Genomic DNA, 23,331 nt, shown 5'->3' on the forward strand with positions numbered 1-23,331 from the left:
GGCCGCCTCCCGGGGGAGCGGCCCTGCGGTTGCGTGCGGGTTGCGGGTCAGGTGGGTGCGGGTCGGGCGGGCGCCGTCAGTGGTTGCTGGGGAAGCCCAGGTCGACGCCGGCCGGGGCGTCGGCCGGGTCCGGCCAGCGGGTGGTGGTGACCTTGCCCCGGGTGTAGAAGTGCACGCCGTCGTTGCCGTAGATGTGGTGGTCGCCGAAGAGCGAGTCCTTCCAGCCACCGAAGGAGTGGTAGCCCACCGGGACCGGGATCGGGACGTTGATGCCGACCATGCCCGCCTCGATCTCCAGCTGGAAGCGGCGGGCGGCGCCGCCGTCGCGGGTGAAGATCGCGGTGCCGTTGCCGTACGGCGAGGCGTTCATCAGCGCGACGCCCTCCTCGTACGTGTCGACGCGCAGCACGCACAGGACCGGGCCGAAGATCTCGTCCCGGTAGGCGTCCGAGTCGGTGGAGACGTTGTCGAGGAGGGAGAGGCCGATCCAGTGGCCGTCCTCGAAGCCCTCGACCGTGTGGCCGGTGCCGTCCAGGACGACATCGGCGCCCTGGGCGGCCGCGCCGGTCACGTAGGAGGCGACCTTGTCGCGGTGGGCGGCGGTGATCAGCGGGCCCATCTCGGACGCCGGGTCGTTGCCGGGGCCGATCTTGATCTTCTCTGCGCGGTCCTTGATCCGGGCGACGAGGTCGTCCGCGACCGCGCCGACGGCGACGACGGCGGAGATCGCCATGCAGCGCTCACCGGCCGAGCCGTACGCGGCGGAGACGGCGGCGTCGGCGGCGGCGTCGAGGTCCGCGTCGGGCAGCACCAGCATGTGGTTCTTCGCACCGCCGAGCGCCTGGACGCGCTTGCCGTTGGCGGAGGCCGTGGCGTGGATGTAGCGGGCGATCGGGGTGGACCCGACGAACGAGACGACGGAGACGTCCGGGTGGTTCAGCAGGCCGTCGACGGCGACCTTGTCACCGTGCAGGACGTTCAGGACGCCGTCCGGCAGACCGGCCTCCGAGGCCAGCTCGGCGAGGAGGTTGGCGGCCGACGGGTCCTTCTCGCTGGGCTTGAGCACGAAGGTGTTGCCGCAGGCGATGGCGAGCGGGAACATCCACATCGGCACCATGGCCGGGAAGTTGAACGGCGTGATGCCCGCGACGACACCGATCGACTGGCGGATCGAGGAGACGTCGACCCGGGTGGACACCTGCGTCGACAGCTCGCCCTTGAGCTGCGTGGTGATACCGCAGGCCAGCTCGACGATCTCCAGTCCGCGGGCCACCTCGCCCAGCGCGTCGGAGTGCACCTTGCCGTGCTCCGCGGTGATCAGCGCGGCGATCTCGTCCCGGTGGGCGTCCAGCAGCGCGCGGTAGCGGAACAGGACCGCGGTGCGGGCGGACAGCGAGGACGTGCCCCACGTGGCGTACGCGTCCTTCGCGGCGGCCACCGCGGCATCGACCTCGTCCGGGGAGGCCAGCGCGACCTGGGTGGTGACGGCTCCGGTGGCCGGGTCGGTGACCGGTCCGTAGTTGCCCGACGCGCCCTCGACGGTCTTGCCACCGATCCAGTGGTTGACGGTCTTCATTCTGTGACTCCTTCAGAGGTGGCTGCGTCGGTCGGTGACGTGACGTTCGTACTCTTCCCGGGCTCTTGCCGCCGACGGGCGAGTGGCCGTCCCGGCCACGGGAACATCCCACCACGCCTGTGCCGGAGGGGGCCCCGACACTGTGTCTGCCGTTTCGGTCTCGACGTAGACACAAGTGGGACGGTCCTGCGCCCGCGCCACCGCGAGGGCTTCCCGCAGTTCACCGACGGTGCCGGCCCGCAGCACCCGCATCCCGAGCGAGGCCGCGTTCGCCGCGAGGTCGACGGGGAGCGGCGGGCCGGTGAAGCCGCCGTCGGCGGCGCGGTGGCGGTAGGCGGTGCCGAAGCGTTCGGCGCCGACGGACTCGGAGAGGCCGCCGATCGACGCGTACCCGTGGTTCTGGAGTACGACCAGCTTGACGGGCAGCTCCTGCTGGACGGCGGTGACGATCTCGGTGGGGTTCATGAGGTACGTGCCGTCCCCGACGAGCGCCCAGACCGGGGAGCCGGGGGCGGCCAGCTGGACGCCGATCGCCGCGGGGATCTCGTAGCCCATGCAGGAGTAGCCGTACTCGACGTGGTACTGGTGCGGTGACCTGGTCCGCCAGAGTTTGTGCAGGTCACCGGGGAGCGAACCGGCCGCGTTGATCAGGATGTCGTCGTCGGTGACCAGTTCGTCCAGGAGGCCGAGGACCTGGGCCTGGGTGGGGCGGGCGGACGGGTCGGGGGTGGCGTAGGCGGCGTCGACGCGCTTCTCCCAGGCCGCCTTGGCTTCGGCGTACTCGTGCTCGTACGCGGGGTCCACGCGGTGCTCGTCCGCCAGCATCCCGGTGAGTGCTTCGAGTGCGGTGCGGGCGTCGGCGACGAGCGGGAGCGCGCCGAGCTTGTGGGCGTCGAAGCCGGTGATGTTGAGGTTGAGGAAGCGGACGTCCGGGTGGGCGAAGAGGGTCGCGGACGCGGTGGTGAAGTCGGAGTAGCGGGTGCCTACCCCGATCACCAGGTCGGCGGTGCGCGCCAGTTCGTCGGCGGTCGCGGTGCCGGTGTGGCCGATGCCGCCGACGTCCGCGGGGTGGTCGTGGCGCAGGGAGCCCTTGCCCGCCTGGGTGGTGGCGACGGGGATCGCGGTGGCGGCTGCGAACGCGGCCAGGGCCTCCTCCGCAGCGCTGTGGTGGACCCCGCCGCCCGCCACGACCAGTGGCCGGCGGGCGGCCCGCACCGCCGCTGCCGCCCGGTCGAGCTCCTGCGGGTCGGGAGCCGGTCTGCGTACGTGCCAGACGCGGGCCGCGAAGAACTCCTCCGGCCAGTCGTACGCCTCGGCCTGGACGTCCTGCGGCAGCGCGAGGGTGACGGCGCCGGTCTCCGCCGGGTCCGTGAGGACCCGCACGGCCCGGAGCGCGGCCGGGATCAGCGCCTCGGGGCGGTTGATCCGGTCGAAGTAGCGGGAGACGGGGCGCAGGCAGTCGTTGACCGAGATGTCGCCCTGGCCGGGGACCTCCAGCTGCTGGAGCACGGGCTCCGCAGGGCGGGTCGCGAAGGTGTCGCCGGGCAGCAGCAGGACCGGGAGGTGGTTGATGGTGGCGAGGGCCGCCCCGGTGACGAGGTTGGTGGCGCCCGGACCGATGGAGGTGGTGACGGCGTGCGCGGAGAGCCGGCCGGACCGCCGGGCGTATCCGACGGCGGCGTGCACCATGGCCTGCTCGTTGCGGCCCTGGAGGTAGGGCATGGCGTCCCCGGCCTCCAGGAGCGCCTGGCCGACGCCCGCGACGTTGCCGTGGCCGAAGATCCCCCAGGTGGCGCCGATCAGCCGGTGGTGCACGCCGTCGCGTTCGGTGTACTGCACGGCGAGGAAGTCCACCAGCGCCTGGGCGGTGGTGAGGCGACGGGTGCTCATGTGTGGTCCTCCGGTGTGTGGTCCTCCGGTCCGTAGAACGGGAGCCTGGGGTCCATGGACTCGGACGGCCAGGTGTCGCGGATCCAGCCGTGCTCCGGGTGGTCGCGGATCAGCCACTGCCGCTCGTCGCCGGGGCCCGCCATCACGTTCAGGTAGTACAGCGTGCGGCCGGGCGCGGCGATGGACGGGCCGTGCCAGCCGTCCGGGATCAGGACCGCGTCGCCGCTGCGGACCTCGGCCAGCACGTCCGTACCGCCGGGCCGGGACGGGGACACCCGGTGGTAGCCGAGGCCGTCGTCCGCCACCTCGAAGTAGTAGATCTCTTCGAGCACGCACTCCTCGCCGGGGCGGTCCTCGTCGTGCTTGTGCGGCGGGTAGGAGGACCAGTTGCCGCCCGGGGTGAGGACCTCGACCGCGATCAGCCGGTCGCAGTCGAAGGTGTCGGCGGCGGCGAAGTTGTTGACCTGCCGGGAGCAGGTGCCGGAGCCGCGCAGCTCGACGGGTACCTCCGGCGCGGGACCGTAGCGAGCGGGGAGTCGTCGCTCGCACTTCGCTCCTGCCAGGGCGAAGCGGCCCCCTGCGCCGGAGGCGATCTGTGCGTGGGCGTCACGCGGTACGTACGCGAAGTCGGATACCCCGCTGAACACGCTTTTCCGGCCCAGCAGTTCAAAGATCTCATCTGAGACGTGCACCGTACAGGCACCCGTCAACGGCAGCACGATCCACTCACTCTCTCCGGTGACAAGTGTGTGAACACCTCCCGGTTCGAGCTCCACCACGCGCAGGCTCGACCACTCCCAGCCGGCCTGCTCGGGGCTGATGTCCAGGGCGTAGGGTCCGTGCGCCGCGCTCCCGGCGGGCAGGTGGTGCCTCGGTGCTCCGTGCTTGGTCATTCCCTTTCCCTACCCGTTTCCGTCGTGCCTGGTCGGAGCAGCGATACGGCCGTGTCGACCGCGGCGCCCACGTCCCCGTCCGACGGGTAGAGCAGCGACCGTCCCACCACCAGACCCCGGACGGTCGGCAGCCGCAGCGCGGTGCGCCACCTCTCGTACGCGCCGTCCTGGTCCTCGCCCACCTCGCCGCCGAGCAGCACGGCGGGCAGCGTGGAGCTCTCCATGACCCGCGCCATGTCCTCGGGCTTCTCGGTGACCGGGACCTTGAGCCAGGTGTATGCGGAGGTGCCGGCGAGCCCGGAGGCGATGGCGATGGAGGTGCTCACGGCGGCGGCGCTCAGGTCGTTGCGGACCTTGCCGCCGGTGCGGCGGCAGAGGAACGGTTCGACGAAGACCGGCAGCCGGTACGCGGCCATGGCGTCGATCGCGCGGGCGGTGGTGTGCATCGTGTCGAGGGAGCCGGGGTCGTCGTAGTCGATCCGCAGCAGGAGCTTGCCCGCGTCGAAGCCGAGCCGGGCGAGGTCTTCCGGGCGGTGCCCGGTGAACCGGTCGTCCAGCTCGAAGGTGGCACCGGCCAGGCCGCCCCGGTTCATCGAGCCGATGACGACCTTGTCCTCCAGCGCGCCCAGGAGCAGCAGGTCATCGAGGATGTCGGCGGTGGCGAGGACGCCGTCGACGCCGGGTCTGGAGAGCGCCAGGCAGAGCCGGTCCAGCAGTTCGAACCGGTTGGCCATGGCGAGTTCCCGCTCTCCGACGGCGAGCGAGCCTCTGGCCGGATGGTCGGCGGCGATGATCATCAGCCGCCCGTCGCTGCCGACGAGCGGCCGCCTGCGCCGCCGCGCGGCGGCCTCCGCGACGGCCTCCGGGTGGTGCATGCGCAGGTGGACGAGGTCGGAGACGGAGGCGGCCGGGGCGGTCATGACGCCGCTCCGGATCCGGTGGGGGCGGGGCTCGGGTTCGCCGCCGTCACGGAACCTGCGGCGAGGGCCGCCTCGACCTCGTGCGGGAACGGCATCGCGGAGGAGCAGGCGAGTCTGGAGGCGACGATGGCGCCCGCCGCGTTGGCGTACCGCATGATGCGGGCGGTGTCCCAGCCGGCGAGCAGGCCGTGGCCGAGCGCGCCGCCGAACGCGTCCCCGGCGCCCAGGCCGTTGACCACCTCGACCGGAAGCGGCGGCACGTCGGCCACCGTGCCGTCGCGGTGGACCGCGAGGACGCCGCCGGGGCCCTGCTTCACGACGGCCAGCTCGACCCCGGCGGCGAGCAGGGCGCTCGCGGCGGCGTACGGTTCGCGCTCGCCGGTCGCGATCTCGCACTCGTCGAGGTTGCCCACGGCGACGGTCGCGTGGGCGAGGGCCTCGCGGTAGCGGGCGGAGGCGGCGGGGTGGGGTGAGCCGCTGGGCGGGGCGCCGGGCGCGGGGTCCTGTGGGGTGTCCCAGAACATGGGGCGCCAGTCGAGGTCGAAGACCGTGATGCCGGAGCGGTTCCTGGCCCGCAGCGCGGCGAGCGTCGCGGAGCAGCTGGGTTCGGCGCAGAGTCCGGTGCCGGTCATCCAGAAGACCCGGGCGGACGCGACGGCCTCCAGGTCCAGTTCCGAGGGGTGGATCTCCAGGTCCGGGGCCTTGGGCAGGCGGTAGAAGTAGAGCGGGAAGTCGTCGGGCGGGAAGATCTCGCAGAAGGTGACCGGGGTCGGGTACGCGTCGACGGGCGTCACCCATCGGTCGTCCACCCCGAACTCCCTGAGCTGCTGGTGGAGGTACTCCCCGAACGCGTCCCGCCCCGTCCGGGTCACCACCGCACTGCGCCTGCCCAGTCGGGCCGCCGCGACGGCGACGTTGGTGGGCGAACCGCCGAGGAACTTCCCGAAGGCGTCCACCTCGGCCAGCGGCAGGCCCGTCTGGAGGGGGTAGAGGTCCACTCCGATCCGGCCCATCGTGATCACGTCGTACGGCTCAGGCATCTGTGTCCCTTCGACGACCCGTGCGGCAGCTGGCGGACGCAACTGTCGCCCCCGGTCTAACTCCTCCCCCGAATGCTGTCAATGATTGGTCCGGACATACGGACTAATGCTTGACACCCGTCTCCCCGGGCGCCGAGGCTGGAGCGCATGACCACCTCCGCACCCCCTCCGGCCCGCATCCGTATCGGCTCCGCGCCCGACTCCTGGGGGGTGTGGTTCCCCGACGATCCGCAGCAGGTGCCCTGGCAGCGCTTCCTCGACGAGGTCTCCACCGCCGGTTACGAGTGGATCGAGCTGGGCCCGTACGGCTATCTCCCGACCGATCCGGCCCGGCTGACCGACGAGACCCGCAGCCGGGGGCTCAGCGTTTCCGCAGGCACCGTTTTCACCGGATTGCACCACGGTCCGGGCGTCTGGGAACGGACCTGGGCGCATGTCGCGGACATCGCGGAGCTCACCCGGGCGATGGGCGCAGACCATCTCGTGGTCATCCCGTCGTTCTGGCGCGACGACAAGACGGGCGAGGTGCTGGAGGACCGCACCCTCACGGCGGAGCAGTGGCGTGACCTCACCACCCAGACGGAGCGGCTGGGGCGCGAGGTGCGGGACCGATTCGGTCTGCGGATCGTCGTCCACCCGCACGCCGACACCCATATCGACAGCGAGGAGAACGTCAGCCGCTTCCTCGACGCCACAGATCCCTCGCTGGTCTCGCTCTGCCTCGACACCGGGCACTACGCCTACTGCGGCGGCGACAGCGTCAAGCTGATCGAGACCTACGGTGAACGGATCGGCTATCTCCACCTCAAGCAGGTCGACCCGGAGATCCTGGCCGAAGTGGTGGCGGACGAGGTGCCGTTCGGTCCCGCCGTGGCGCGCGGGGTGATGTGCGAGCCGCCGGGCGGGGTGCCCGCCCTGGCGCCGGTGCTGGACGCCGCCCGCCGGCTGGACGTCGACCTGTTCGCGATCGTCGAGCAGGACATGTACCCGTGCCCGCCCGACGCGCCGTTCCCGATCGCCCGCCGCACCCGGGAGTTCCTGCGCTCCTGCGGCGGCCCGGGGCAGGCCGTCCGCCACGCCTGACGGTGCGCTTCGGACGTCAGGCGGTCAGGCTGATTCGGTGCGGGCCGGGGCGCCGAATCGGGCCAGGCAGTGCCAGACCTTCTTCAGCGATTGTGCGGCGTAGCGGCCGGTGCGGGCGGCCTCCCCGATGATCCGGGGATCGAGCAGCCCGCCCCGGGAGATCTCCACGCCGAGATCGACGAACTCCTGCCCCCGGTAGTCCGGGTGGCGGCGCAGCTCCGCCGCCGTGAGGCGGAACCCGCCGTGCCATTCCGTACGGCAGGGCAGCCGTCGCGCGGCCTCCTCGACGGCGGTGCCCCGGAAGCTCGGGTCGAGGACCAGCGCCTCCGGATGGCGGTCGAGCAGGACCGGGCCGTGCACCTGCGCCTCGATGTAGTCGTCGAGCGCGTCCCGGCTGTCGGACTCCGCGAGTGCGATGAGGCTCATCCGGCCTGCGACGCCGAAGTCCGAGGGCTCGGCGGCGCTGTCCGGGTAACAGAAGGTGGCCCGCTCCAGCGCCTGCGCGGTCAGCCTGAAGTGCGCCGAGCCGAACCGTGGCGCCGCCCCGGTCTCCTGGCGCCGGAAGTTCAATGCCCCGTACACCGGCCGCTGCTCGCCCGGCACCCTGTCGTACGCGCCGCCGAAGATCCGGCTCTCCCAGCGCCACCGGTCACCGCCCGGATGGGCCGTCAGCCCGCCGTTGCTGGTGCCGGTGACGAACTGCGAGCAGTAGACGCCGTCCTGGGCGAGCGCGGCCAGGACGGGGCGGCCGCCCGCCATCCGGTCCGGGTGGAAGTTCAGCGTGAGCGGTACGGAGCGGTCCAGCGGCTGCCCGGAGGACAGGGAAGCCACATGACTCAGGGCACGCGCCTGCGCCGGGCCCGGCGGAGAGGAGCCGAGGGGGAGGGAGGGGGCTGAGTACGAGGGCGGGGAGTCGGCGGTCACGGGCGCAGTCTCGCGCAGCACGGCCGGCCTCTGCCTCCGGTTTACGCGGCCGACCTCCGCCTTCGCTCTACGCGGCCCGCCCCTGCCTCCGGTTCATGTGGCGTCCGGCTCCGCGGCCCGGACGTCCTGCGCCTCCGTCGCGACGGCCTCCGCGTCCTTCGACAGGTTCACCGCCTGGAGCAGGCTCAGGCTCCGCTCGGCCGTGCGCAAGGCCTTGATCGCGGCCACGGTGCGGGGCGGGCCCTCGTACCCGGTCGATGCCATCCTGCGCAGCGCCCAGCGGCCGCGCAGCTCCGCGTCCGGAACCGCACCGGCCTCGGCGGCGAGGGCCATGGCCCTTTCCAGGCCAGGGCGTTCCTCGGCGGGTGCGGTGTCCAGAGCCCGTCGGAGCACGGTGGTGATGTCGTCCGCCTCGCGCAGCACGAGTACGGCCATGTTCTGCTTCCCAAAACCAGTCATGGAACGATCGTGCCCGGAGTCGGTCTCGGTATCACCGCAGTTGAGGCACATCTGAGCTGCGGAGGCCGGGGCGCGCGGTCCCACAGACGCGCAGGGCACTTTTGTCCCACTACGCTCCTTCCGTCATGGAGATCACTCCCTCGTCACACATATCTCCATTACGCGGGTCTTTCGTCACAGGCGCTCGACAGCCCCTCCCCGCTCCCGATCGCGCTCGTTCACCCGGACACAGCCCGAGTGACCGTCGGCGTCGGCGCCGCAGCTCCCCCCGACGGCTCCCGGGCTGCCGCTGCGGCAGAGAGAGGTGTCACCGAATGACGGACAGAGGGCTCTGGTCCTACAAGGACATCGCCGCCCACATCCGGGTGCAGCCGGACACCGTCCGCTCCTACCGGAAACGCGGTCTCCTTCCGCCACCGGATCACGTGGAGGACGGCAAGCCGTACTGGTACGCGGACACCATCCGCACCTGGGTCACCACCCGCCCCGGCGCCCGGAGCCGCCGCGACTGACCTGCCCGGCACTCGCGCCGCTCGCATTAATACCCCCTAGGGGTATAGTCTGGTGAGTGTGGAGGCGCACCGGCCTTCCCGGAACCCTCCCGGGCGACTGTCTCCACACCCACATGTGCCCCCCGAAGAGGAGAAAACGATGACCGCCGAGACCCAGCTCCCCCAGGCGAACGGCCAGGCGACCGGCTCCTGCTGCTCCCCCAGTGGTTCCTGCCACGACGGCGCGAGCGCCGACGCGAAGCAGGGCGGCGTGACCACGGTCTACCAGGTCACCGGCATGACCTGCGGACACTGCGAGGGCGCCGTCTCGGAGGAGATCTCCGGAATCGAGGGCGTCACCTCGGTGAAGGCGGTGGCGTCCACCGGCCAGGTGACCGTGACCTCCCGGGCCCCGCTGGACGAGGAGGCCGTACGCGCCGCCGTCGACGAGGCCGGTTACGAGCTCACCGGCCAGGCCTGACCGCCGGAGCCCCCGGGATCCACGCCACCCGCATCACCCCTTCGCCGCCGGGCCGGACCGACCAGCAGATACTGGTGGGGTACGGCCCGGTCGGCGTTTCAGGAGTTCGGACATGCACAGCGCGACAGAGACCGAAGCCCCGGCAGCGGAGAGCTCGGAGGCCGAGTTCATGATCGGCGGGATGACCTGCGCCTCCTGCGCGGCCCGCGTCGAGAAGAAGCTGAACCGGATGGACGGGGTCACCGCCACCGTCAACTACGCCACCGAGAAGGCCAGGGTCCTCTACGGTCCGGAGACCGGCGTCGCGGATCTGATCGCGACCGTCCGGAAGACGGGCTACACGGCGGAGCCGCTCCACCGCCCCGCTCCGGCCACGACCCCGCCGAGCCGAGAGACAACGCCGACGCCGGCTGAAACGAAGGCACCGACGAAGGCACCGACAGAGGCACCTGCGGCAGCCACGACACCTGCGGCACCCACGCCCCCCTCGGCCACAGCAGCCACAGAGGCCCCGCACCCCACAGACGCCCCCGCCGACTCCCCCAACCCCGACCCCGGCTCCGTCCTCGCCTCGCTGCGTCAGCGGCTCGTCGTGTCGGCCGTCCTCGCCGTCCCCGTCATCCTGCTCGCGATGATCCCGGCCCTCCAGTTCGACAACTGGCAGTGGCTCTCGCTCACCCTGGCCGCCCCCGTCGTCGTCTGGGGCGGGCTGCCCTTCCACCGGGCGACCTGGACCAACCTCCGGCACGGCGCGGCCACCATGGACACCCTCGTCTCGGTCGGCACCCTCGCCGCCTTCGGCTGGTCGCTCTGGGCACTGTTCCTCGGTGACGCCGGAATGCCCGGCATGCGGCACGGCTTCGACTTCACGGTCTCGCGCACGGCGGGCTCCTCCACGATCTATCTGGAGGTGGCCGCCGGAGTCGTCACGTTCATCCTGCTGGGCCGCTACCTGGAGGCGAAGTCCAAGCGGAAGGCCGGTTCCGCCCTGCGGGCCCTGATGCACCTGGGTGCCAAGGACGTCGCGGTGCTGCGCGACGGCACCGAGGTGCGCGTCCCGGTCGCCCGGCTCGCGGTCGGGGACCGCTTCGTGGTCCGGCCCGGCGAGAAGGTCGCCACCGACGGCACGGTCGTCGAGGGCACCTCCGCGGTGGACGCTTCCATGCTCACCGGTGAGTCCGTCCCGGTCGACGTGGTGGCCGGGGACTCCGTCACCGGCGCCACCGTGAACGTCTCCGGCCGGCTCGTCGTCGAGGCCACCAGGGTCGGCGCCGACACCCAGCTGGCCCGGATGGCCCGGCTCGTCGAGGACGCGCAGAACGGCAAGGCCGAGGTGCAGCGGCTCGCGGACCGGATCTCGGCGGTGTTCGTCCCCGTGGTCCTGCTGATCGCCCTGGCCACCCTGGTCGCCTGGCTGCTGGTGACGGACGACGTGACGGCCGCGTTCACGGCCGCCGTCGCCGTACTGATCATCGCCTGCCCCTGCGCCCTCGGCCTCGCGACCCCCACCGCCCTCATGGTCGGCACCGGACGCGGCGCCCAACTCGGCATCCTCATCAAGGGCCCGGAGGTCTTGGAGACCACCCGCCGCGTCGACACCATCGTCCTCGACAAGACCGGCACCGTCACCACCGGCAAAATGACCCTCCAGAACGTCCACACCGCCCCCGGCACCGCGGAAACCGACGTCCTGCGCCTCGCCGGAGCACTGGAACACACCTCCGAACACCCCATCGCCCAGGCCGTCGCCACTGGAGCCACCGAACGCACCACCAGCCCCCTCCCCACCCCTGAGAACTTCAGCAACATCCCCGGCCTCGGCGTCCAGGGCGCCGTCGAGGGCTACAAGGTGCTCGTCGGCCGCCCCCGGCTGCTCACCGAAGCCGGAATCGACCTTCCGGATGTGTTGATCGCGGCTCTGACGGAAGCGGCCGCGCAGGGGCGTACGGCGGTCGCGGTCGCCTGGGACGGTGAGGCGCGGGGCGTCCTCGAAGTCGCCGACGCGGTCAAGGAATCCAGCGCGGCGGCCGTCGCGGACCTCCGCGCACTCGGCCTGACACCGATCCTGCTGACCGGCGACAACCGCGCGGTGGCCCAGTCCGTGGCCCGCGCGGTCGGCATCGACGAGGTGCGGGCCGAGGTGCTCCCCGAGGAAAAGGCGCACGTCATCGAGCGTTTGCAGGCCGAGGGACGTGCGGTCGCGATGGTCGGGGACGGGGTCAACGACGCCGCCGCACTGGCCACCGCCGATCTCGGGCTGGCGATGGGAACCGGCACGGACGCGGCGATCGAGGCGAGCGATCTGACGCTGGTTCGTGGAGATCTCAAGGTGGCCGCCGATGCCATCCGGCTCTCCCGGCGTACTCTGGCCACCATCAGGGGCAACCTTTTCTGGGCATTCGGTTACAACGTTGCTGCTCTACCCCTTGCGGCATTTGGCCTGCTCAACCCTATGATTGCAGGAGCGGCGATGGCGTTCTCATCGGTCTTCGTCGTAACGAACAGCCTGCGCTTGAGGTCCTTCACGTAACTCACACAAAGAGACTTAGATCACACTGGTTCAGGGGTAACCATTCGGTGGGTTCGCGAGTCTAAGAGTGCGATGCCAAAGGATGTCTTGGGGGACGTCCGACGGAGGGTCTTGGGGGACGCTCCGGGCAAGCGTTGGCCGGGGCACGTGCACCGGGGAGCTTTGAGCGGCCCTCCCGTCGGTACGTACCCCGGCAGACCGCCGGCAGGCAGGCTGTACAAGAGGTAGGCGACAAGAGGTAAGCGCAGGACACGCAGTACCCGAGGAACCCAGGAGCTTCGGCTCCCACTGAACGCCCGGCCGGATCCCGTGGGGGGAATCCGCTCCGGGATATGGGAAGCGCCTCGCTGTCGGCCCGTGGGGGGATCGACGGCGAGGCGCTTCTCGCATGTCCGGCCACCGGCCACGCACCTCCCCCGGGAAAGCAAATCGCCCCGGACACCGCGCTCTGTGCGAAAGCGCGGCAGTCGGGGCGAAGGCAACCGGCCGGGAGGGCCGGGGGTGAGGCAGGGGTCAGTCGGGGTGGTCCGGGGCTCAGCGGCCCTCGACCGGGACGAAGTCGCGCAGGACCTCGCCGGTGTAGATCTGGCGCGGGCGGCCGATGCGGGAACCCGGCTCCTTGATCATCTCGTGCCACTGGGCGATCCAGCCCGGAAGCCGGCCGATCGCGAAGAGCACGGTGAACATCTCGCTCGGGAAGCCCATGGCCCGGTAGATGAGACCGGTGTAGAAGTCCACGTTGGGGTAGAGGTTGCGCGAGACGAAGTACTCGTCGGAGAGCGCGTGCTCCTCCAGCTTGAGCGCGATGTCGAGCAGCTCGTCGGACTTGCCGAGCGAGGAGAGCACATCGTGGGCCGCGGCCTTGATGATCTTGGCGCGCGGGTCGAAGGACTTGTACACCCGGTGGCCGAAGCCCATCAGGCGGACGCCGTCCTCCTTGTTCTTCACCTTGCTGATGAAGGAGTCGACGTCGCCACCGTTGGCCTGGATGCCCTCAAGCATCTCCAGCACCGACTGGTTGGCGCCACCGTGCAGGGGGCCCCACAGCGCCGAGATACCGGCGGAGATCGAGGCGAACATGTTCGCCTGCGAGGAGCCGACCAGACGCACGGTGGAGGTCGAACAGTTCTGCTCGTGGTCCGCGTGCAGGATGAGCAGCTTCTCCAGCGCCGAGACGACGACCGGGTCCGGCACGTACTCCTGGGCCGGGACCGAGAAGGTCATGCGCAGGAAGTTCTCGACGTAACCGAGGTCGTTGCGCGGGTAGACGAACGGGTGACCGATCGACTTCTTGTACGCGTACGCCGCGATGGTCGGCAGCTTGGCCAGCAGCCGGATCGTCGAGAGGTGGCGCTGCTCCTCGTCGAACGGGTTGTGGCTGTCCTGGTAGAACGTGGACAGCGCGCTGACGACCGAGGACAGCATGGCCATCGGGTGGGCGTCGCGCGGGAAGCCGTCGAAGAACCGCTTGACGTCCTCGTGCAGCAGCGTGTGCTGGGTGATCTCGTTCTTGAAGGTCGACAGCTCGTCGACCTTCGGAAGCTCACCGTTGATGAGCGTGTACGCGACTTCGAGGAACGTCGATTGCTCGGCGAGCTGCTCGATCGGGAAGCCGCGGTACCGCAGGATGCCCTGCTCGCCATCGAGGTAGGTGATGGCGGATTTATACGCAGCGGTGTTGCCGTATCCGCTGTCCAGCGTCACCAGACCGGTGTTCGCCCGGAGCTTCCCGATGTCGAAGCCCTTGTCGCCGACGGTGCTGTCGATCACCGGGTAGGTGTACTCGTCATCGCCGTACCGCAGTACTACAGAGTTGTCGCTCACGTCATCCCTCACCGACGTAGTGCCTCTTCTTCGAGGTTCCCTGACTGTCTCTACCCTCCCCCATTTGGCTCAGGAGAGTGCACTCGGGGTCGTCCATTGGACCTACTCGCGGCACTGAGTGCCGCGAACTTATTCATCCTGCCCCCTTGACTGCGGTTCCGGAAGACCTCCGTGATGTTTCCCACCGATTTGATCGATCATTTTTTCGGCAGATCCTCCTTCCGTACCTCCCCGCAGCCGGTAATCCAGCGCTGTGCAACGCCTGCCTGCGGAAACCGTGCGGACCGCCTGCCCGATCGCCTGCCGCGAGCCGACCAGGACGACGAGCTTCTTCGCCCTCGTCACAGCCGTGTAGAGCAGGTTCCGCTGGAGCATCATCCAGGCGCTCTTCGTCACGGGGATGACGACGGCCGGGTACTCGCTGCCCTGGGAGCGGTGGATCGTCATGGCGTACGCGTGGGACAGCTCGTCCAGCTCGTCGAAGTCGTAGACGATCTCCTCGTCCTCGTCCGTGAGGACGGTCAGCTTCTGCTCGTCGGCGTCGAGGGCGGTGACCACGCCGACGGTGCCGTTGAAGACGCCGTTCTCGCCCTTGTCGTAGTTGTTGCGGATCTGGGTGACCTTGTCACCCACCCGGAACACCCGGCCGCCGAACCGCTTCTCGGGCAGATCGGGGCGGGCGGGCGTGATGGCCTGCTGGAGCAGCCCGTTGAGATGGCCCGCACCGGCCGGGCCGCGGTGCATCGGAGCGAGTACCTGCACGTCACGGCGGGGGTTCAGACCGAATTTCGCGGGGATGCGGCGGGCCGCGACATCGACCGCGAGCACGCCCGCGTCCTCCGTCTCGTCCTCCACGAAGAGGAAGAAGTCGCTGAGCCCCTGGGTGAGCGGCGGGATTCCGGAGTTGATCCGGTGGGCGTTGGTGACGACGCCGGACTGCTGGGCCTGGCGGAAGATGGTGGTCAGCCGGACCGCCGGGACGGGTCCGCCGTCGGCCAGCAGATCCCGCAGCACCTCCCCCGCGCCGACCGACGGCAGCTGGTCCACGTCCCCGACGAGCAGCAGATGGGCACCGGGTGCCACGGCCTTGACGAGCTTGTTGGCGAGCAGCAGATCGAGCATCGACGCCTCGTCCACGACGACCAGATCGGCGTCCAGCGGACGGTCCCGGTCGTACGCGGCATCCCCGCCCGGCTTGAGCTCCAGCAGCCGGTGCACGGTCGACGCCTCGGCCCCCGTCAGCTCGGAGAGCCGCTTGGCCGCCCGCCCGGTCGGTGCGGCCAGCACCACCTTGGCCTTCTTGGCGCGCGCCAGCTCCACGATGGACCGGACGGTGAACGACTTCCCGCAGCCCGGCCCGCCCGTCAGCACGGCCACCTTCCGGCTGAGCGCGAGCCGCACGGCGGCCTCCTGCTCGGGCGCCAGGGTCGCGCCGGTGCGGCCCGCGAGCCACTTGAGGGCCTTGTCCCAGTCCACGTCCCCGAAGGCCGGCATCCGCTCCTCCGGCGTCCGCAGCAGCCGCCGCACCTGGGCGGCGAGCGCGATCTCGGCCCGGTGGAAGGGCACCAGGTAGACGGCGGTGACCGGCTCGCCGCCCTCGGGCGAGGGCACCTTCTCCCGTACGACGCCCTCCGGGTCCTCGGCCAGTTCCGCGAGGCACTCGATGACCAGGCCGGTGTCCACCTGGAGCAGCTTCACCGCGTCCGCGATCAGCCGCTCCTCGGGCAGGAAGCAGTGGCCCTGGTCGGTGGACTGCGACAGTGCGTACTGGAGCCCGGCCTTGACCCGTTCCGGGCTGTCGTGCGGGATGCCGACCGCCTGGGCGATCTTGTCGGCGGTGAGGAAGCCGATGCCCCAGACGTCGGCGGCCAGCCGGTAGGGCTCGTTCTTCACGACGGAGATCGAGGCATCCTCGTACTTCTTGTAGATGCGGACGGCGATCGATGTCGAGACGCCGACGCCCTGGAGGAAGACCATGACCTCCTTGATCGCCTTCTGCTCCTCCCAGGCGGCGGCGATCATCTTCGTCCGCTTCGGCCCGAGCCCGGGGACCTCCACGAGCCGTTTCGGCTGCTGCTCGATGATGTCGAGGGTGTCGACGCCGAAGTGGGTGGTGATCCGGTCGGCCATGACGGGGCCGATGCCCTTGATCAGGCCGGAGCCGAGGTAGCGGCGGATGCCCTGGATGGTGGCGGGGAGGATCGTCGTGTAGTTCTCGACGGTGAACTGCTTGCCGTACTGCGAGTGCGAGCCCCAACGTCCCTCCATCCGCAGTGACTCGCCGGGCTGCGCGCCCAGCAGCGAGCCGACCACGGTGAGCAGATCGTTGGCGCCGCGCCCGGTGTCGACGCGGGCGACCGTGTACCCGTTCTCCTCGTTGGCGTACGTGATGCGTTCGAGTACGCCTTCCAGGACGGCCATGTTGGGCGTGGACGATGCCGAGGAGGACGTGGTGGACATGGGTGCGACGGTACCGGGCGGGACCGACAGCGCGAGAGCCGCACATGCAGAGTCACCGGTACCATGAGTGGTACCAGTGACTCGCAGCGGGAAGAGGTTCGCCATGTCGATAACGGCCAGTGAAGCCCGGAGGCATCTCTTCCCGCTGATCGAGAAGGTCAATGAGGACCACGCCCCCGTGCACATCACTTCCCGCAAGGGAAACGCGGTCCTGATGTCCGAGGAGGACTTCGCCTCCTGGCAGGAGACGATCTACCTGATGCGCTCCCCCGCCAACGCCCGTCGGCTCCTGGAGTCCATCGCAGAGGTCGAAGCAGGCCGGACGGAGCACCACGAGCTCGTGGACCTTCCGGATGACGAGGACGTCGAGGACGGCGAATGAAGCTCACGTTCAGCTTGCGTGGGTGGGCCGACTACACCTTCTGGGCCGAGAGCGACCGTCGCATGACACGTCGCATCAACCGGCTCATCACCGACGCCCTGCGCGATCCCTTCGCCGGCATCGGAAAGCCCGAACCCCTGCGAGGCGATCTCAGCGGCTACTGGTCGAGGCGCATCGATGACGAGCACCGCCTGGTGTACAGAGCCACCGAGTCCGAACTCGTCATCGTGCAAGCCCGATACGACTACAACTGACCGGCACAGGTACCTGGGCGGGTGACGAGATCGAGTTGACCAAGGAAGAGCGGGCGGACACCGGCCGATCGTCCCTGGCCCAGCCCTCTCGCAGGCCGGGCGAACCAGTCCCAAGACCGCCTACGCGTGGAAGCGTCTTCTCGCCGACGTCGTCGTGTATCCCGGAGCCAGGACCCGCGTCACCACGGATCAGGTGCCTCGCTCGCCCCGTTACCGCAGTGGCCTCGACGCCTGCCTCAGGACCGCCGAGCAGTCTGCGCGGCACCCGTATGCTCCCGGCCATGAGATTCTTCCGGCCGCGCGGCCGAAGCGACGCCGAACGCATGGCGGGAACGCCTGTGGGCGAGGCCCAAGCCCTGTACGAAGCAGGGCGTTACGCCGAGGCGGAGGCCGCTTCCCTCGCCGTGGCCCGGTCGCGGCCCCGCGACGACGAGTACGCGGCGGTGGCGCTGAACTTCGCCGCGCTCGCGGCGGGCGCCCAAGGTCGCCACTCCGAGTCACTCGCCACTTACGACGAAGCGCTGGCCGCCTTCAGCCGGACGTTCGGAGCCGACCACTGGCTGACCCTGAAGCTGCGCTCGGACCGCGCCCAGCAAAGGATCTCGCTTGGACAGCACGCCGAATGCGAGGCAGAATGCAGGGCCATCATCGAGGCCGCGAGCCGCGGTGCCGGCCCGGAATGGTCAGTGCTGACAGCAGCGGCCCGCAATGGGCTGGTCTTTGCCCTCAATGCACAGGGACGTCACCAGGAGGCAGAGGCACTCGCCCGCGAGTCCCTGGCCGACTATCCCGAACGTAACCGGGGGGCTCTCGTCCTGCGACTCGGCCTGGCTCGCAGCCTCAATGGCCAAGCCCGCCACGAAGAGGCCCTCACCGAGGCACGCCGTTCCGGCAAGCTGTACCGCTCTCTGCCCGAGCACCAGCGCACCCCGGATGTGGGGGCCGTTGAACTGGTCTCTGCTGCCGCCTTGCTGGGATTGCGCCGTACTCCCGACGCCCGCCGCCAGGCCGTAGCCGCTCACGATGCCTGCCTGGCCTCGTTCGGCCCGGACCACCGCCGCACCGTCGAGGCCCGAACGCTGCTTGAGCATATGGACGGCACTCGGGCATAAGCGCGCACTGTTGACGGCCGAACTCGACCACGACGGACCGGGAGCGACGCCCCAGCCCGGCGGTCAGCCCGCCACCGCAGTGAGGGAGCGGTGGTGCTTCGGGGTCTCGATCTCGTCGATCAGGGCGACCGCGAGGTCCGTGTAGGAGAAGGACGGGGCGCCGTCGGCCATCACCTGCTCGCCGCCCGTCCGGTACCGGCCGGTGCGCGGGGCCTCGTCGTCCAGCATCACGGGCGGCGGGGCGATGACGAGCCAGTCGATTTCGGTCTCTGCGGCGCGGAGCACGTCGAGTTCGGCGGAGTGCCCGAGCGAGAAGGCCCGCGCCTCTGCGGGGAAGCCGGGAGCGTCGTGGACGACCACGCCGGGCGCGATCTCCAGGACGGACCCGATGCCGATGAGCACCAGCCGGCCGACGCCCGCCCGCGCCAGCCCGTCCAGCAGCGCGTGCGCCGCGCTCACGTAGAAGTCCCGCGACGGCACGTCCATCCGCCCGGCCGCGCTGATCGCGGCGTCGTGCCCCGCCGCGGCCTCCGCGACGCTGTCCGCCCGGGTGACATCACCGGCGACGACGCGGATGCCGTCACCGGTCGGGCCCGTGTACGCGGCCACGTCCCGCACCACGGCCGTGACCCCGTGCCCACGGGCGACGGCCTCCGCAACGGCCCGCCGCCCGGCCCGTCCACCGGCTCCGAAGACAATGATCCTGCTGCTCATGGGGTTCCCCCTCGCCAAGGCCCGCGGACCGCCGGCCGATGAGGCGGACGCTAGCCCCGCACCCCATGGTTTCCGCAACGATAGTTACGTACGCTCGCCAGGGTGAGCCAACCACTTGATCCCGAAATGTTCACCGGCTGCTCCCACACCCCTTCGCCGTTCCGGATCGGCGGCAAATGGACCCCGAAGATCATCCGGTGCCTGGAGTCCGGCCCGCGGCGCTTCTCCGAACTGGAGGTCCCGCTGCGCGGCATCACGCCGAAGGTGCTGACGGAGACCCTGCGCTCGCTGGAACGGGACGGCCTGATCACCCGCACCGTCGGAGCCGGTGTCCCGCCCCGGGTGGACTACGAACTGACCCCGCTCGGCCGTACGTTGATCGGCCCGATGGCCGCCTGCTGCGCGTGGGCGGCGGAGCATCTGCCGACGCTCCGGGACGCCCGGGACGCCTACGGCTCCGCCGGCTCCCCCGGCTCACCAGTCGTCGATGTCGAGGTCGGCCCCCTTCAGGCCCAGCCGTGATCCCCGGCTCTCCGCGACCCGCTTGGCCGTCCGCAGCGACTCGGTCAACCGGCTGGCGAGGAAGTGGAGTTCCACCCCGGTGGCCTTCCGGTCCGCCAGGAGCTCGGTGGCGTGACCGATCAGATCACCCGCCATCGCGAGCTGGATGTTCTCGAAGCCGTCCGCCATCCGCGACACGTACCCGGTGCCGTCCCCGATGACGTAACACGGCTTGTCGTCCTGCCCCGTCCAGGGCAGCTGCCTGATCCCCTCGGACTCGCTCATGCCGTGACCTCGGCTCCACGGACGAAGCGAGGCCCGTCCGCCCCGCGCACGGCGATCCACAACGCCCTGCACCGCGCCTGCCTGCGCCGCTCCTCGGCCACGCGCCGCTCGTGCGCGACGAGATACGGGCGTACGAGCGGACTGTCCTCGCCTCGCGGGGGACGCTCGCCCGTGCGGTAAGCGGTCGGCCCGTTCACGTAGTCGCAGGAGTACGGGTACAGGTAGAGGTCCCGCCCGCGCCTCCTCCGGAACCGGAGCCGGAGCCGGAGCCGCGCCAGCGGCTCAAGGAGCCGGGCGATGGGGTGCTTCATGTCAGCCTGCTTTCTCTTCTTCTCTCGATTCCGCACAGCGAGCCCGCTGCTTTGTGTAGCGAACCCATCACAGAGTGGGGTCAGGAGTGGCTACGCTGCCAGGGGTTGGGGGATGACAGCGCGCACGTCAGGTCAGGGAGTCGAGGCCGCATGGAGATCAACGGAAAGCCGCGTACGCCACGGGAGAAGTACGGGGAGGAGCTGCGGTTACGGCGGATCGCCGCCGGACTGACGCAGGAGGCCCTGAGCGAACAGGTGGTCTGCTCCCCCACGCTGATCAGTCACTGGGAGGCGGGGCGGCGGCTGCCGAAGCCGGATGATGCCCGGCGCATCGACATCGCGCTGAAAACTGACGGGTTCTTCGTCAGGTGGCTGGCCGACCTCGATTCGAAGTTCGCCCAGTTCTTCTCGGCGGTGGCCGAGTTGGAGCGCGAAGCCACGGAGATCCGTCAGTATGGCCTGTCTCTGATCCCTGGCCTTCTACAGACGGACGCATACGCACGTGCGGTGTTCCAGGCCTATCGGCCAAACTACTGTGCGGAGGAGCTTGACGAATTCATCGTCAACCGCATGGAACGCGGCCGGTTGCTCAGAGAGTCGAGTACTCCCGTCACCTGGACGCTTCTCGACGAGGCCGCGCTCCGGCGGTGCATCGGCGGCCCACAGACCATGGCAGAGCAGCTGCACAAGGTAGCGGACATGGCGGAGTCAGGTCGTCTGCGGCTGCACGTGCTGACCTTCGCGTCGGGGGCACACGCGCTCCTGGAAAGCGCGCTCTATCTGCTGAATTTCGCGGACGCCGCCCCGCTCGCGTACGTCGAGGGTCTCCGCACCGGAAACCTGATGGACGATCCGGCGCTGGTAGAGGCCTGTCACGCGTCCTACACTCTCGCCCTGAGCGAGGCAGCCTCCCAACAGACTTCTGTGGCCCTCGTCAGAGCTATCGCAGAGGAGCACGAAAATGCGCAGCATCAACCACACCGTCGCTGATGCCACGACGCTGGCCGGGTGGTTCAAGTCCAGCTACAGCGGGGGCTCCAACGGTGACTGCCTTGAGGTCGCGGGCAGCTACGCCTCCGTCCCCGTGCGCGACAGCAAGGCGGGCCCGACCGGGCCGGCCGTCGTCTTCTCTGCGGACGGCTGGGCGTCGTTCGTCGCCGCGGTCAAGCAAGACCGGTTCACGAGCTGAACCCCGACCCATATGGAAGCCCTCTCCACCGGCAGCCATCTCGGAGGAACACGAACATGCACAACGCTGAGCACAGCTTCACCGGCTGGTACAAGTCCAGCTACAGCGGCGCCAATCAGGGCGAGTGCCTTGAGGTCGCGGGCGGCTACGCCTCCGTCCCCGTACGCGACAGCAAGGCGGGCACGACCGGGCCCGCCGTCGTCTTCTCTGCGGACGGCTGGGCGTCGTTCGTCGCCGCGGTCAAGCACGGGCAGCTGACCGCCTGATACGTCGCGGGCCCCGGCGACGCGTCAGGCGGCAGCCAGAAAACACCTCCCGGCGGTGTCCGCGACACCCCCGTGAATGCCCTCCAAGGGCCCGTGGGGCGGCGCGCGTGCGGATGCAGTTGAGGGGTGTCGGGCCGCTCCTCCCGCCGCGCCACAGGCTCTGCGAGACACCCCGCACGCATACGCTGACCTGGCCTTATACCTGTACCCCTCCTAAACTTCCCTCATCGGGAAGGGGGTTCCGGATGGACCGGAATGTGCGCTCGGTCGAGGACGTTCTGCGGCTCATGGACGACCTGTTCGCGCCCGAGGCGGACCGGTGGACGGAGAAGGCCGGGGAGTGGTGGGACGGGTTCTACGAGGACCGGTCGAAGCCCGTGCCGTTCTTCGTGGCGAAACCGGACGAGACGCTCGTCTCCTACGTGGAACGCGGCCTGGTCGCTCCGGGACGCGCGATCGACCTGGGCTGCGGCCCCGGACGCAACGCCCTGTACCTCGCCTCGCTCGGCTTCGAGGTGGACGCGGTCGATCTGTCGCCCGGGGCCGTCGCCTGGGCCCGGGAGCATGCCGGGGAGGCGGGTGCGGACATCCGGTTCCACTGCGGGGACGCCTTCGCCGAGGGTGCACCGGAGGGACCGTACGACCTGATCCACGACTCCGGGTGCTTCCACCATCTGCCGCCGCACCGCCGGATCACGTATCTCGCGTACGTGGATCGGGTCCTGGCGCCCGGCGGGCATCTGTCGCTCGGCGCCTTCGCCTCCGGGGAGATGGGCTCGGAGCTGCCCGACGTGGAGCTCTACCGGACGGCGCGCCTCCATGGCGGTCTGGCGTACACCGCAGAGTCGCTGCGCTGGATCTTCACCGGTCCGGACGGGGTGACGGGAGGGTTGGAGGAGGTCGAGCTGCGCCGGATGGAGGACGAGCCGGCCGAATCGCCTTGGTTCGGTCAGGAGTTCCTGTGGGGAGCGCTATTCCGGAGGCCTGGGAATGGCTATCTGCCGAGCCCCGTGCTGTCACATGTTCGCTGAGCCGATGCAAACAACGTCAAGACTCCATCTCCTTTGGTGGGGCCGATGCGCTGTCAGCGCATCGCACGCAAGGGAATCGAGTCATCACAGCGGCTGGGACGCCACCGCTGGACCGTCAAACCCACCATGTCGTGGCTCGCCGGCTGCCGCCGTCCCCACCGACGCTACGAGCACAAAGCCGAGCACTTCCTGCCTTCACCAGCATCGCCTGCACCCTCATCTGCTGCCGCAGACTCACCAGAAGATCTCTCGTAGGCCCGATGCCACCCAAATCATCCCGATGAGGACAACGAACACGCCAATTGCTCTGAAGGTGTTCACGGTCGCCGCTCCGGGGTCCACGAAATCGGAGACGCGTTCAAAAAGTCTCCCCGCAAGGTTCCAGAAGTTCCCGAGAAGCGAGACCCCGAAGAACAGGAGTGAGGCACCGACTAGAGTCGACAGCATCCGAATTTGTCCCCCAGCGTGATCTGATACTGCGCCAGCAGAGCGACGAGACCGGGTCACGTGACTTCGCGGTGCGGCAGGACATCCGATATTAGGAGCACCCTAGCCACTCGGCCCGGAACTGCGACCGCCCCACTGCAGTGCCGTGAAGCAGCGCAGAGTGCCGATCAACGGCACCGCCAGGTTCCCTCAAGGTGTCTGCCGGTTGCAGCCGAGGGCCCAAACCAGCCGCTCAACGCTCCTATGGACCTGGAAGCTGTCGGCCAGA

At 69.9% G+C, this 23,331-nt stretch carries 24 protein-coding genes and 1 pseudogene; 13 read left to right on the forward strand and 12 right to left on the reverse strand.

Annotated elements, in window-relative coordinates; all coding sequences use genetic code 11:
• Window positions 1-76: 76 nt before the first annotated feature.
• Genes mmsA through iolC form a run of 5 tightly spaced genes read right to left on the reverse strand, consistent with a single transcriptional unit; the run spans window position 77 to window position 6,319 of the window.
• Complete coding sequence (gene mmsA / locus ACZ601_RS08340) at window positions 77-1,576, reverse strand: CoA-acylating methylmalonate-semialdehyde dehydrogenase (RefSeq protein ID WP_469534586.1); 1,500 nt, start codon at window positions 1,574-1,576, stop codon at window positions 77-79.
• A 12-nt stretch (window positions 1,577-1,588) separates the two neighbouring features.
• Window positions 1,589-3,466: a 3D-(3,5/4)-trihydroxycyclohexane-1,2-dione acylhydrolase (decyclizing) gene (gene iolD / locus ACZ601_RS08345; protein WP_469534588.1), complete on the reverse strand. Its 1,878-nt coding sequence runs from the start codon at window positions 3,464-3,466 to the stop codon at window positions 1,589-1,591.
• Entirely contained in the window at window positions 3,463-4,359 is an 897-nt protein-coding gene (gene iolB, locus ACZ601_RS08350) for a 5-deoxy-glucuronate isomerase (RefSeq protein WP_469534590.1), read from the reverse strand. The genes iolD and iolB overlap by 4 nt, the downstream gene beginning before the upstream one ends.
• Window positions 4,356-5,279, reverse strand: coding sequence for a Cgl0159 family (beta/alpha)8-fold protein (locus ACZ601_RS08355; protein WP_469534593.1), 924 nt, complete (start codon window positions 5,277-5,279; stop codon window positions 4,356-4,358). Before ACZ601_RS08355 ends, iolB begins: the two co-directional genes overlap by 4 nt.
• Window positions 5,276-6,319, reverse strand: a complete 1,044-nt coding sequence (iolC, locus tag ACZ601_RS08360) for a 5-dehydro-2-deoxygluconokinase (RefSeq protein WP_469534597.1) — start codon at window positions 6,317-6,319, stop codon at window positions 5,276-5,278. Before iolC ends, ACZ601_RS08355 begins: the two co-directional genes overlap by 4 nt.
• 147 nt (window positions 6,320-6,466) lie before the next feature.
• On the opposite strand from iolC, the gene ACZ601_RS08365 reads away from it, so the two are divergent.
• Window positions 6,467-7,402, forward strand: a complete 936-nt coding sequence (locus ACZ601_RS08365; RefSeq protein ID WP_469534599.1) for a sugar phosphate isomerase/epimerase family protein — start codon at window positions 6,467-6,469, stop codon at window positions 7,400-7,402.
• 24 nt (window positions 7,403-7,426) lie between these two features.
• On the opposite strand, the gene ACZ601_RS08370 is transcribed toward ACZ601_RS08365, so the two are convergent.
• Both ACZ601_RS08370 and ACZ601_RS08375 read right to left on the reverse strand, forming a co-directional pair.
• Window positions 7,427-8,233 (reverse strand): DUF3626 domain-containing protein, encoded by an 807-nt coding sequence (locus tag ACZ601_RS08370; RefSeq protein WP_469534601.1) that lies wholly within the window; start codon window positions 8,231-8,233, stop codon window positions 7,427-7,429.
• Window positions 8,234-8,419: 186 nt separating this feature from the next.
• Window positions 8,420-8,785, reverse strand: coding sequence for a hypothetical protein (locus tag ACZ601_RS08375; protein WP_469534603.1), 366 nt, complete (start codon window positions 8,783-8,785; stop codon window positions 8,420-8,422).
• Between the two features lie 314 nt (window positions 8,786-9,099).
• On the opposite strand from ACZ601_RS08375, the gene ACZ601_RS08380 reads away from it, so the two are divergent.
• The 3 genes from ACZ601_RS08380 to ACZ601_RS08390 all read left to right on the forward strand — a co-directional run bounded on the left by ACZ601_RS08380 (window position 9,100) and on the right by ACZ601_RS08390 (window position 12,287).
• Window positions 9,100-9,297: a helix-turn-helix transcriptional regulator gene (locus ACZ601_RS08380; RefSeq protein ID WP_440578998.1), complete on the forward strand. Its 198-nt coding sequence runs from the start codon at window positions 9,100-9,102 to the stop codon at window positions 9,295-9,297.
• 139 nt (window positions 9,298-9,436) lie between these two features.
• Entirely contained in the window at window positions 9,437-9,757 is a 321-nt protein-coding gene (locus ACZ601_RS08385; RefSeq protein ID WP_440578997.1) for a heavy-metal-associated domain-containing protein, read from the forward strand.
• 112 nt (window positions 9,758-9,869) lie between these two features.
• Window positions 9,870-12,287: a heavy metal translocating P-type ATPase gene (locus tag ACZ601_RS08390; RefSeq protein ID WP_469534606.1), complete on the forward strand. Its 2,418-nt coding sequence runs from the start codon at window positions 9,870-9,872 to the stop codon at window positions 12,285-12,287.
• Between the two features lie 534 nt (window positions 12,288-12,821).
• Here the strand turns inward: ACZ601_RS08390 and ACZ601_RS08395 are convergent.
• Window positions 12,822-14,111 (reverse strand): citrate synthase, encoded by a 1,290-nt coding sequence (locus tag ACZ601_RS08395; RefSeq protein WP_073739591.1) that lies wholly within the window; start codon window positions 14,109-14,111, stop codon window positions 12,822-12,824.
• A 129-nt stretch (window positions 14,112-14,240) separates the two neighbouring features.
• Entirely contained in the window at window positions 14,241-16,571 is a 2,331-nt protein-coding gene (recD2, locus tag ACZ601_RS08400; RefSeq protein ID WP_469534610.1) for an SF1B family DNA helicase RecD2, read from the reverse strand.
• Between the two features lie 103 nt (window positions 16,572-16,674).
• On the opposite strand from recD2, the gene ACZ601_RS08405 reads away from it, so the two are divergent.
• From ACZ601_RS08405 to ACZ601_RS08415, 3 genes are all read left to right on the forward strand, one after another.
• The gene (locus ACZ601_RS08405) at window positions 16,675-16,953 is read left to right on the forward strand and encodes a type II toxin-antitoxin system Phd/YefM family antitoxin (RefSeq protein WP_469534613.1); all 279 of its coding nucleotides are present in this window, start codon (window positions 16,675-16,677) and stop codon (window positions 16,951-16,953) included.
• The gene (locus ACZ601_RS08410) at window positions 16,950-17,207 is read left to right on the forward strand and encodes a Txe/YoeB family addiction module toxin (protein ID WP_469534616.1); all 258 of its coding nucleotides are present in this window, start codon (window positions 16,950-16,952) and stop codon (window positions 17,205-17,207) included. Before ACZ601_RS08405 ends, ACZ601_RS08410 begins: the two co-directional genes overlap by 4 nt.
• Window positions 17,208-17,488: 281 nt before the next feature.
• Window positions 17,489-18,319, forward strand: a complete 831-nt coding sequence (locus tag ACZ601_RS08415; RefSeq protein WP_469534618.1) for a tetratricopeptide repeat protein — start codon at window positions 17,489-17,491, stop codon at window positions 18,317-18,319.
• A gap of 63 nt (window positions 18,320-18,382) precedes the next feature.
• Here ACZ601_RS08415 and ACZ601_RS08420 read toward each other — a convergent pair whose 3' ends face one another.
• Complete coding sequence (locus ACZ601_RS08420; protein WP_469534621.1) at window positions 18,383-19,033, reverse strand: NAD(P)-dependent oxidoreductase; 651 nt, start codon at window positions 19,031-19,033, stop codon at window positions 18,383-18,385.
• Window positions 19,034-19,159: 126 nt separating this feature from the next.
• Between ACZ601_RS08420 and ACZ601_RS08425 the strand changes: the two genes are divergently transcribed.
• Window positions 19,160-19,555, forward strand: coding sequence for a winged helix-turn-helix transcriptional regulator (locus ACZ601_RS08425; protein WP_469535274.1), 396 nt, complete (start codon window positions 19,160-19,162; stop codon window positions 19,553-19,555).
• On the opposite strand, the gene ACZ601_RS08430 is transcribed toward ACZ601_RS08425, so the two are convergent.
• Together ACZ601_RS08430 and ACZ601_RS08435 are read right to left on the reverse strand one after the other, a co-directional pair.
• Window positions 19,508-19,819, reverse strand: coding sequence for a hypothetical protein (locus ACZ601_RS08430; RefSeq protein ID WP_469534624.1), 312 nt, complete (start codon window positions 19,817-19,819; stop codon window positions 19,508-19,510). The two genes, ACZ601_RS08425 and ACZ601_RS08430, sit on opposite strands and share 48 nt — an antisense overlap.
• Window positions 19,816-20,130, reverse strand: a complete 315-nt coding sequence (locus ACZ601_RS08435; protein WP_469534627.1) for a hypothetical protein — start codon at window positions 20,128-20,130, stop codon at window positions 19,816-19,818. The genes ACZ601_RS08430 and ACZ601_RS08435 overlap by 4 nt, the downstream gene beginning before the upstream one ends.
• 150 nt (window positions 20,131-20,280) lie before the next feature.
• Here ACZ601_RS08435 and ACZ601_RS08440 point away from each other — a divergent pair, with 150 nt between their 5' ends.
• The 5 genes and pseudogenes from ACZ601_RS08440 to ACZ601_RS08460 form a co-directional block, all read left to right on the forward strand.
• On the forward strand, window positions 20,281-21,120 hold the full coding sequence (locus tag ACZ601_RS08440; RefSeq protein WP_469534630.1) for a helix-turn-helix domain-containing protein: 840 nt from the start codon (window positions 20,281-20,283) through the stop codon (window positions 21,118-21,120).
• Window positions 21,092-21,319, forward strand: a complete 228-nt coding sequence (locus ACZ601_RS08445) for a DUF397 domain-containing protein (protein ID WP_469534632.1) — start codon at window positions 21,092-21,094, stop codon at window positions 21,317-21,319. The genes ACZ601_RS08440 and ACZ601_RS08445 overlap by 29 nt, the downstream gene beginning before the upstream one ends.
• A 56-nt stretch (window positions 21,320-21,375) precedes the next feature.
• Window positions 21,376-21,585, forward strand: coding sequence for a DUF397 domain-containing protein (locus ACZ601_RS08450; protein WP_469534634.1), 210 nt, complete (start codon window positions 21,376-21,378; stop codon window positions 21,583-21,585).
• Between the two features lie 245 nt (window positions 21,586-21,830).
• A complete protein-coding gene (locus ACZ601_RS08455) occupies window positions 21,831-22,616 on the forward strand; it encodes a class I SAM-dependent methyltransferase (protein WP_469534636.1) in 786 nt (261 codons plus the stop codon).
• A gap of 57 nt (window positions 22,617-22,673) precedes the next feature.
• Window positions 22,674-22,900, forward strand: a pseudogene (locus ACZ601_RS08460) (hypothetical protein); the annotation flags it as partial.
• Between the last annotated feature and the right edge of the window lie 431 nt (window positions 22,901-23,331).

This window comes from Streptomyces sp. NPDC104307, from assembly GCF_055584045.1.

What these genes read in the sequence shown, in the direction of transcription:
- mmsA (WP_469534586.1), bottom strand. Translation starts at nt 1,576, where the DNA reads ATGAAGACCGTCAACCACTGGATCGGTGGCAAGACCGTCGAGGGCGCG.
- iolD (WP_469534588.1), bottom strand. Translation starts at nt 3,466, where the DNA reads ATGAGCACCCGTCGCCTCACCACCGCCCAGGCGCTGGTGGACTTCCTC.
- iolB (WP_469534590.1), bottom strand. Translation starts at nt 4,359, where the DNA reads ATGACCAAGCACGGAGCACCGAGGCACCACCTGCCCGCCGGGAGCGCG.
- ACZ601_RS08355 (WP_469534593.1), bottom strand. Translation starts at nt 5,279, where the DNA reads ATGACCGCCCCGGCCGCCTCCGTCTCCGACCTCGTCCACCTGCGCATG.
- iolC (WP_469534597.1), bottom strand. Translation starts at nt 6,319, where the DNA reads ATGCCTGAGCCGTACGACGTGATCACGATGGGCCGGATCGGAGTGGAC.
- ACZ601_RS08365 (WP_469534599.1), top strand. Translation starts at nt 6,467, where the DNA reads ATGACCACCTCCGCACCCCCTCCGGCCCGCATCCGTATCGGCTCCGCG.
- ACZ601_RS08375 (WP_469534603.1), bottom strand. Translation starts at nt 8,785, where the DNA reads ATGACTGGTTTTGGGAAGCAGAACATGGCCGTACTCGTGCTGCGCGAG.
- ACZ601_RS08380 (WP_440578998.1), top strand. Translation starts at nt 9,100, where the DNA reads ATGACGGACAGAGGGCTCTGGTCCTACAAGGACATCGCCGCCCACATC.
- ACZ601_RS08385 (WP_440578997.1), top strand. Translation starts at nt 9,437, where the DNA reads ATGACCGCCGAGACCCAGCTCCCCCAGGCGAACGGCCAGGCGACCGGC.
- ACZ601_RS08390 (WP_469534606.1), top strand. Translation starts at nt 9,870, where the DNA reads ATGCACAGCGCGACAGAGACCGAAGCCCCGGCAGCGGAGAGCTCGGAG.
- recD2 (WP_469534610.1), bottom strand. Translation starts at nt 16,571, where the DNA reads ATGTCCACCACGTCCTCCTCGGCATCGTCCACGCCCAACATGGCCGTC.
- ACZ601_RS08405 (WP_469534613.1), top strand. Translation starts at nt 16,675, where the DNA reads ATGTCGATAACGGCCAGTGAAGCCCGGAGGCATCTCTTCCCGCTGATC.
- ACZ601_RS08410 (WP_469534616.1), top strand. Translation starts at nt 16,950, where the DNA reads ATGAAGCTCACGTTCAGCTTGCGTGGGTGGGCCGACTACACCTTCTGG.
- ACZ601_RS08415 (WP_469534618.1), top strand. Translation starts at nt 17,489, where the DNA reads ATGAGATTCTTCCGGCCGCGCGGCCGAAGCGACGCCGAACGCATGGCG.
- ACZ601_RS08420 (WP_469534621.1), bottom strand. Translation starts at nt 19,033, where the DNA reads ATGAGCAGCAGGATCATTGTCTTCGGAGCCGGTGGACGGGCCGGGCGG.
- ACZ601_RS08425 (WP_469535274.1), top strand. Translation starts at nt 19,160, where the DNA reads ATGTTCACCGGCTGCTCCCACACCCCTTCGCCGTTCCGGATCGGCGGC.
- ACZ601_RS08430 (WP_469534624.1), bottom strand. Translation starts at nt 19,819, where the DNA reads ATGAGCGAGTCCGAGGGGATCAGGCAGCTGCCCTGGACGGGGCAGGAC.
- ACZ601_RS08435 (WP_469534627.1), bottom strand. Translation starts at nt 20,130, where the DNA reads ATGAAGCACCCCATCGCCCGGCTCCTTGAGCCGCTGGCGCGGCTCCGG.
- ACZ601_RS08440 (WP_469534630.1), top strand. Translation starts at nt 20,281, where the DNA reads ATGGAGATCAACGGAAAGCCGCGTACGCCACGGGAGAAGTACGGGGAG.
- ACZ601_RS08445 (WP_469534632.1), top strand. Translation starts at nt 21,092, where the DNA reads ATGCGCAGCATCAACCACACCGTCGCTGATGCCACGACGCTGGCCGGG.
- ACZ601_RS08450 (WP_469534634.1), top strand. Translation starts at nt 21,376, where the DNA reads ATGCACAACGCTGAGCACAGCTTCACCGGCTGGTACAAGTCCAGCTAC.
- ACZ601_RS08455 (WP_469534636.1), top strand. Translation starts at nt 21,831, where the DNA reads ATGGACCGGAATGTGCGCTCGGTCGAGGACGTTCTGCGGCTCATGGAC.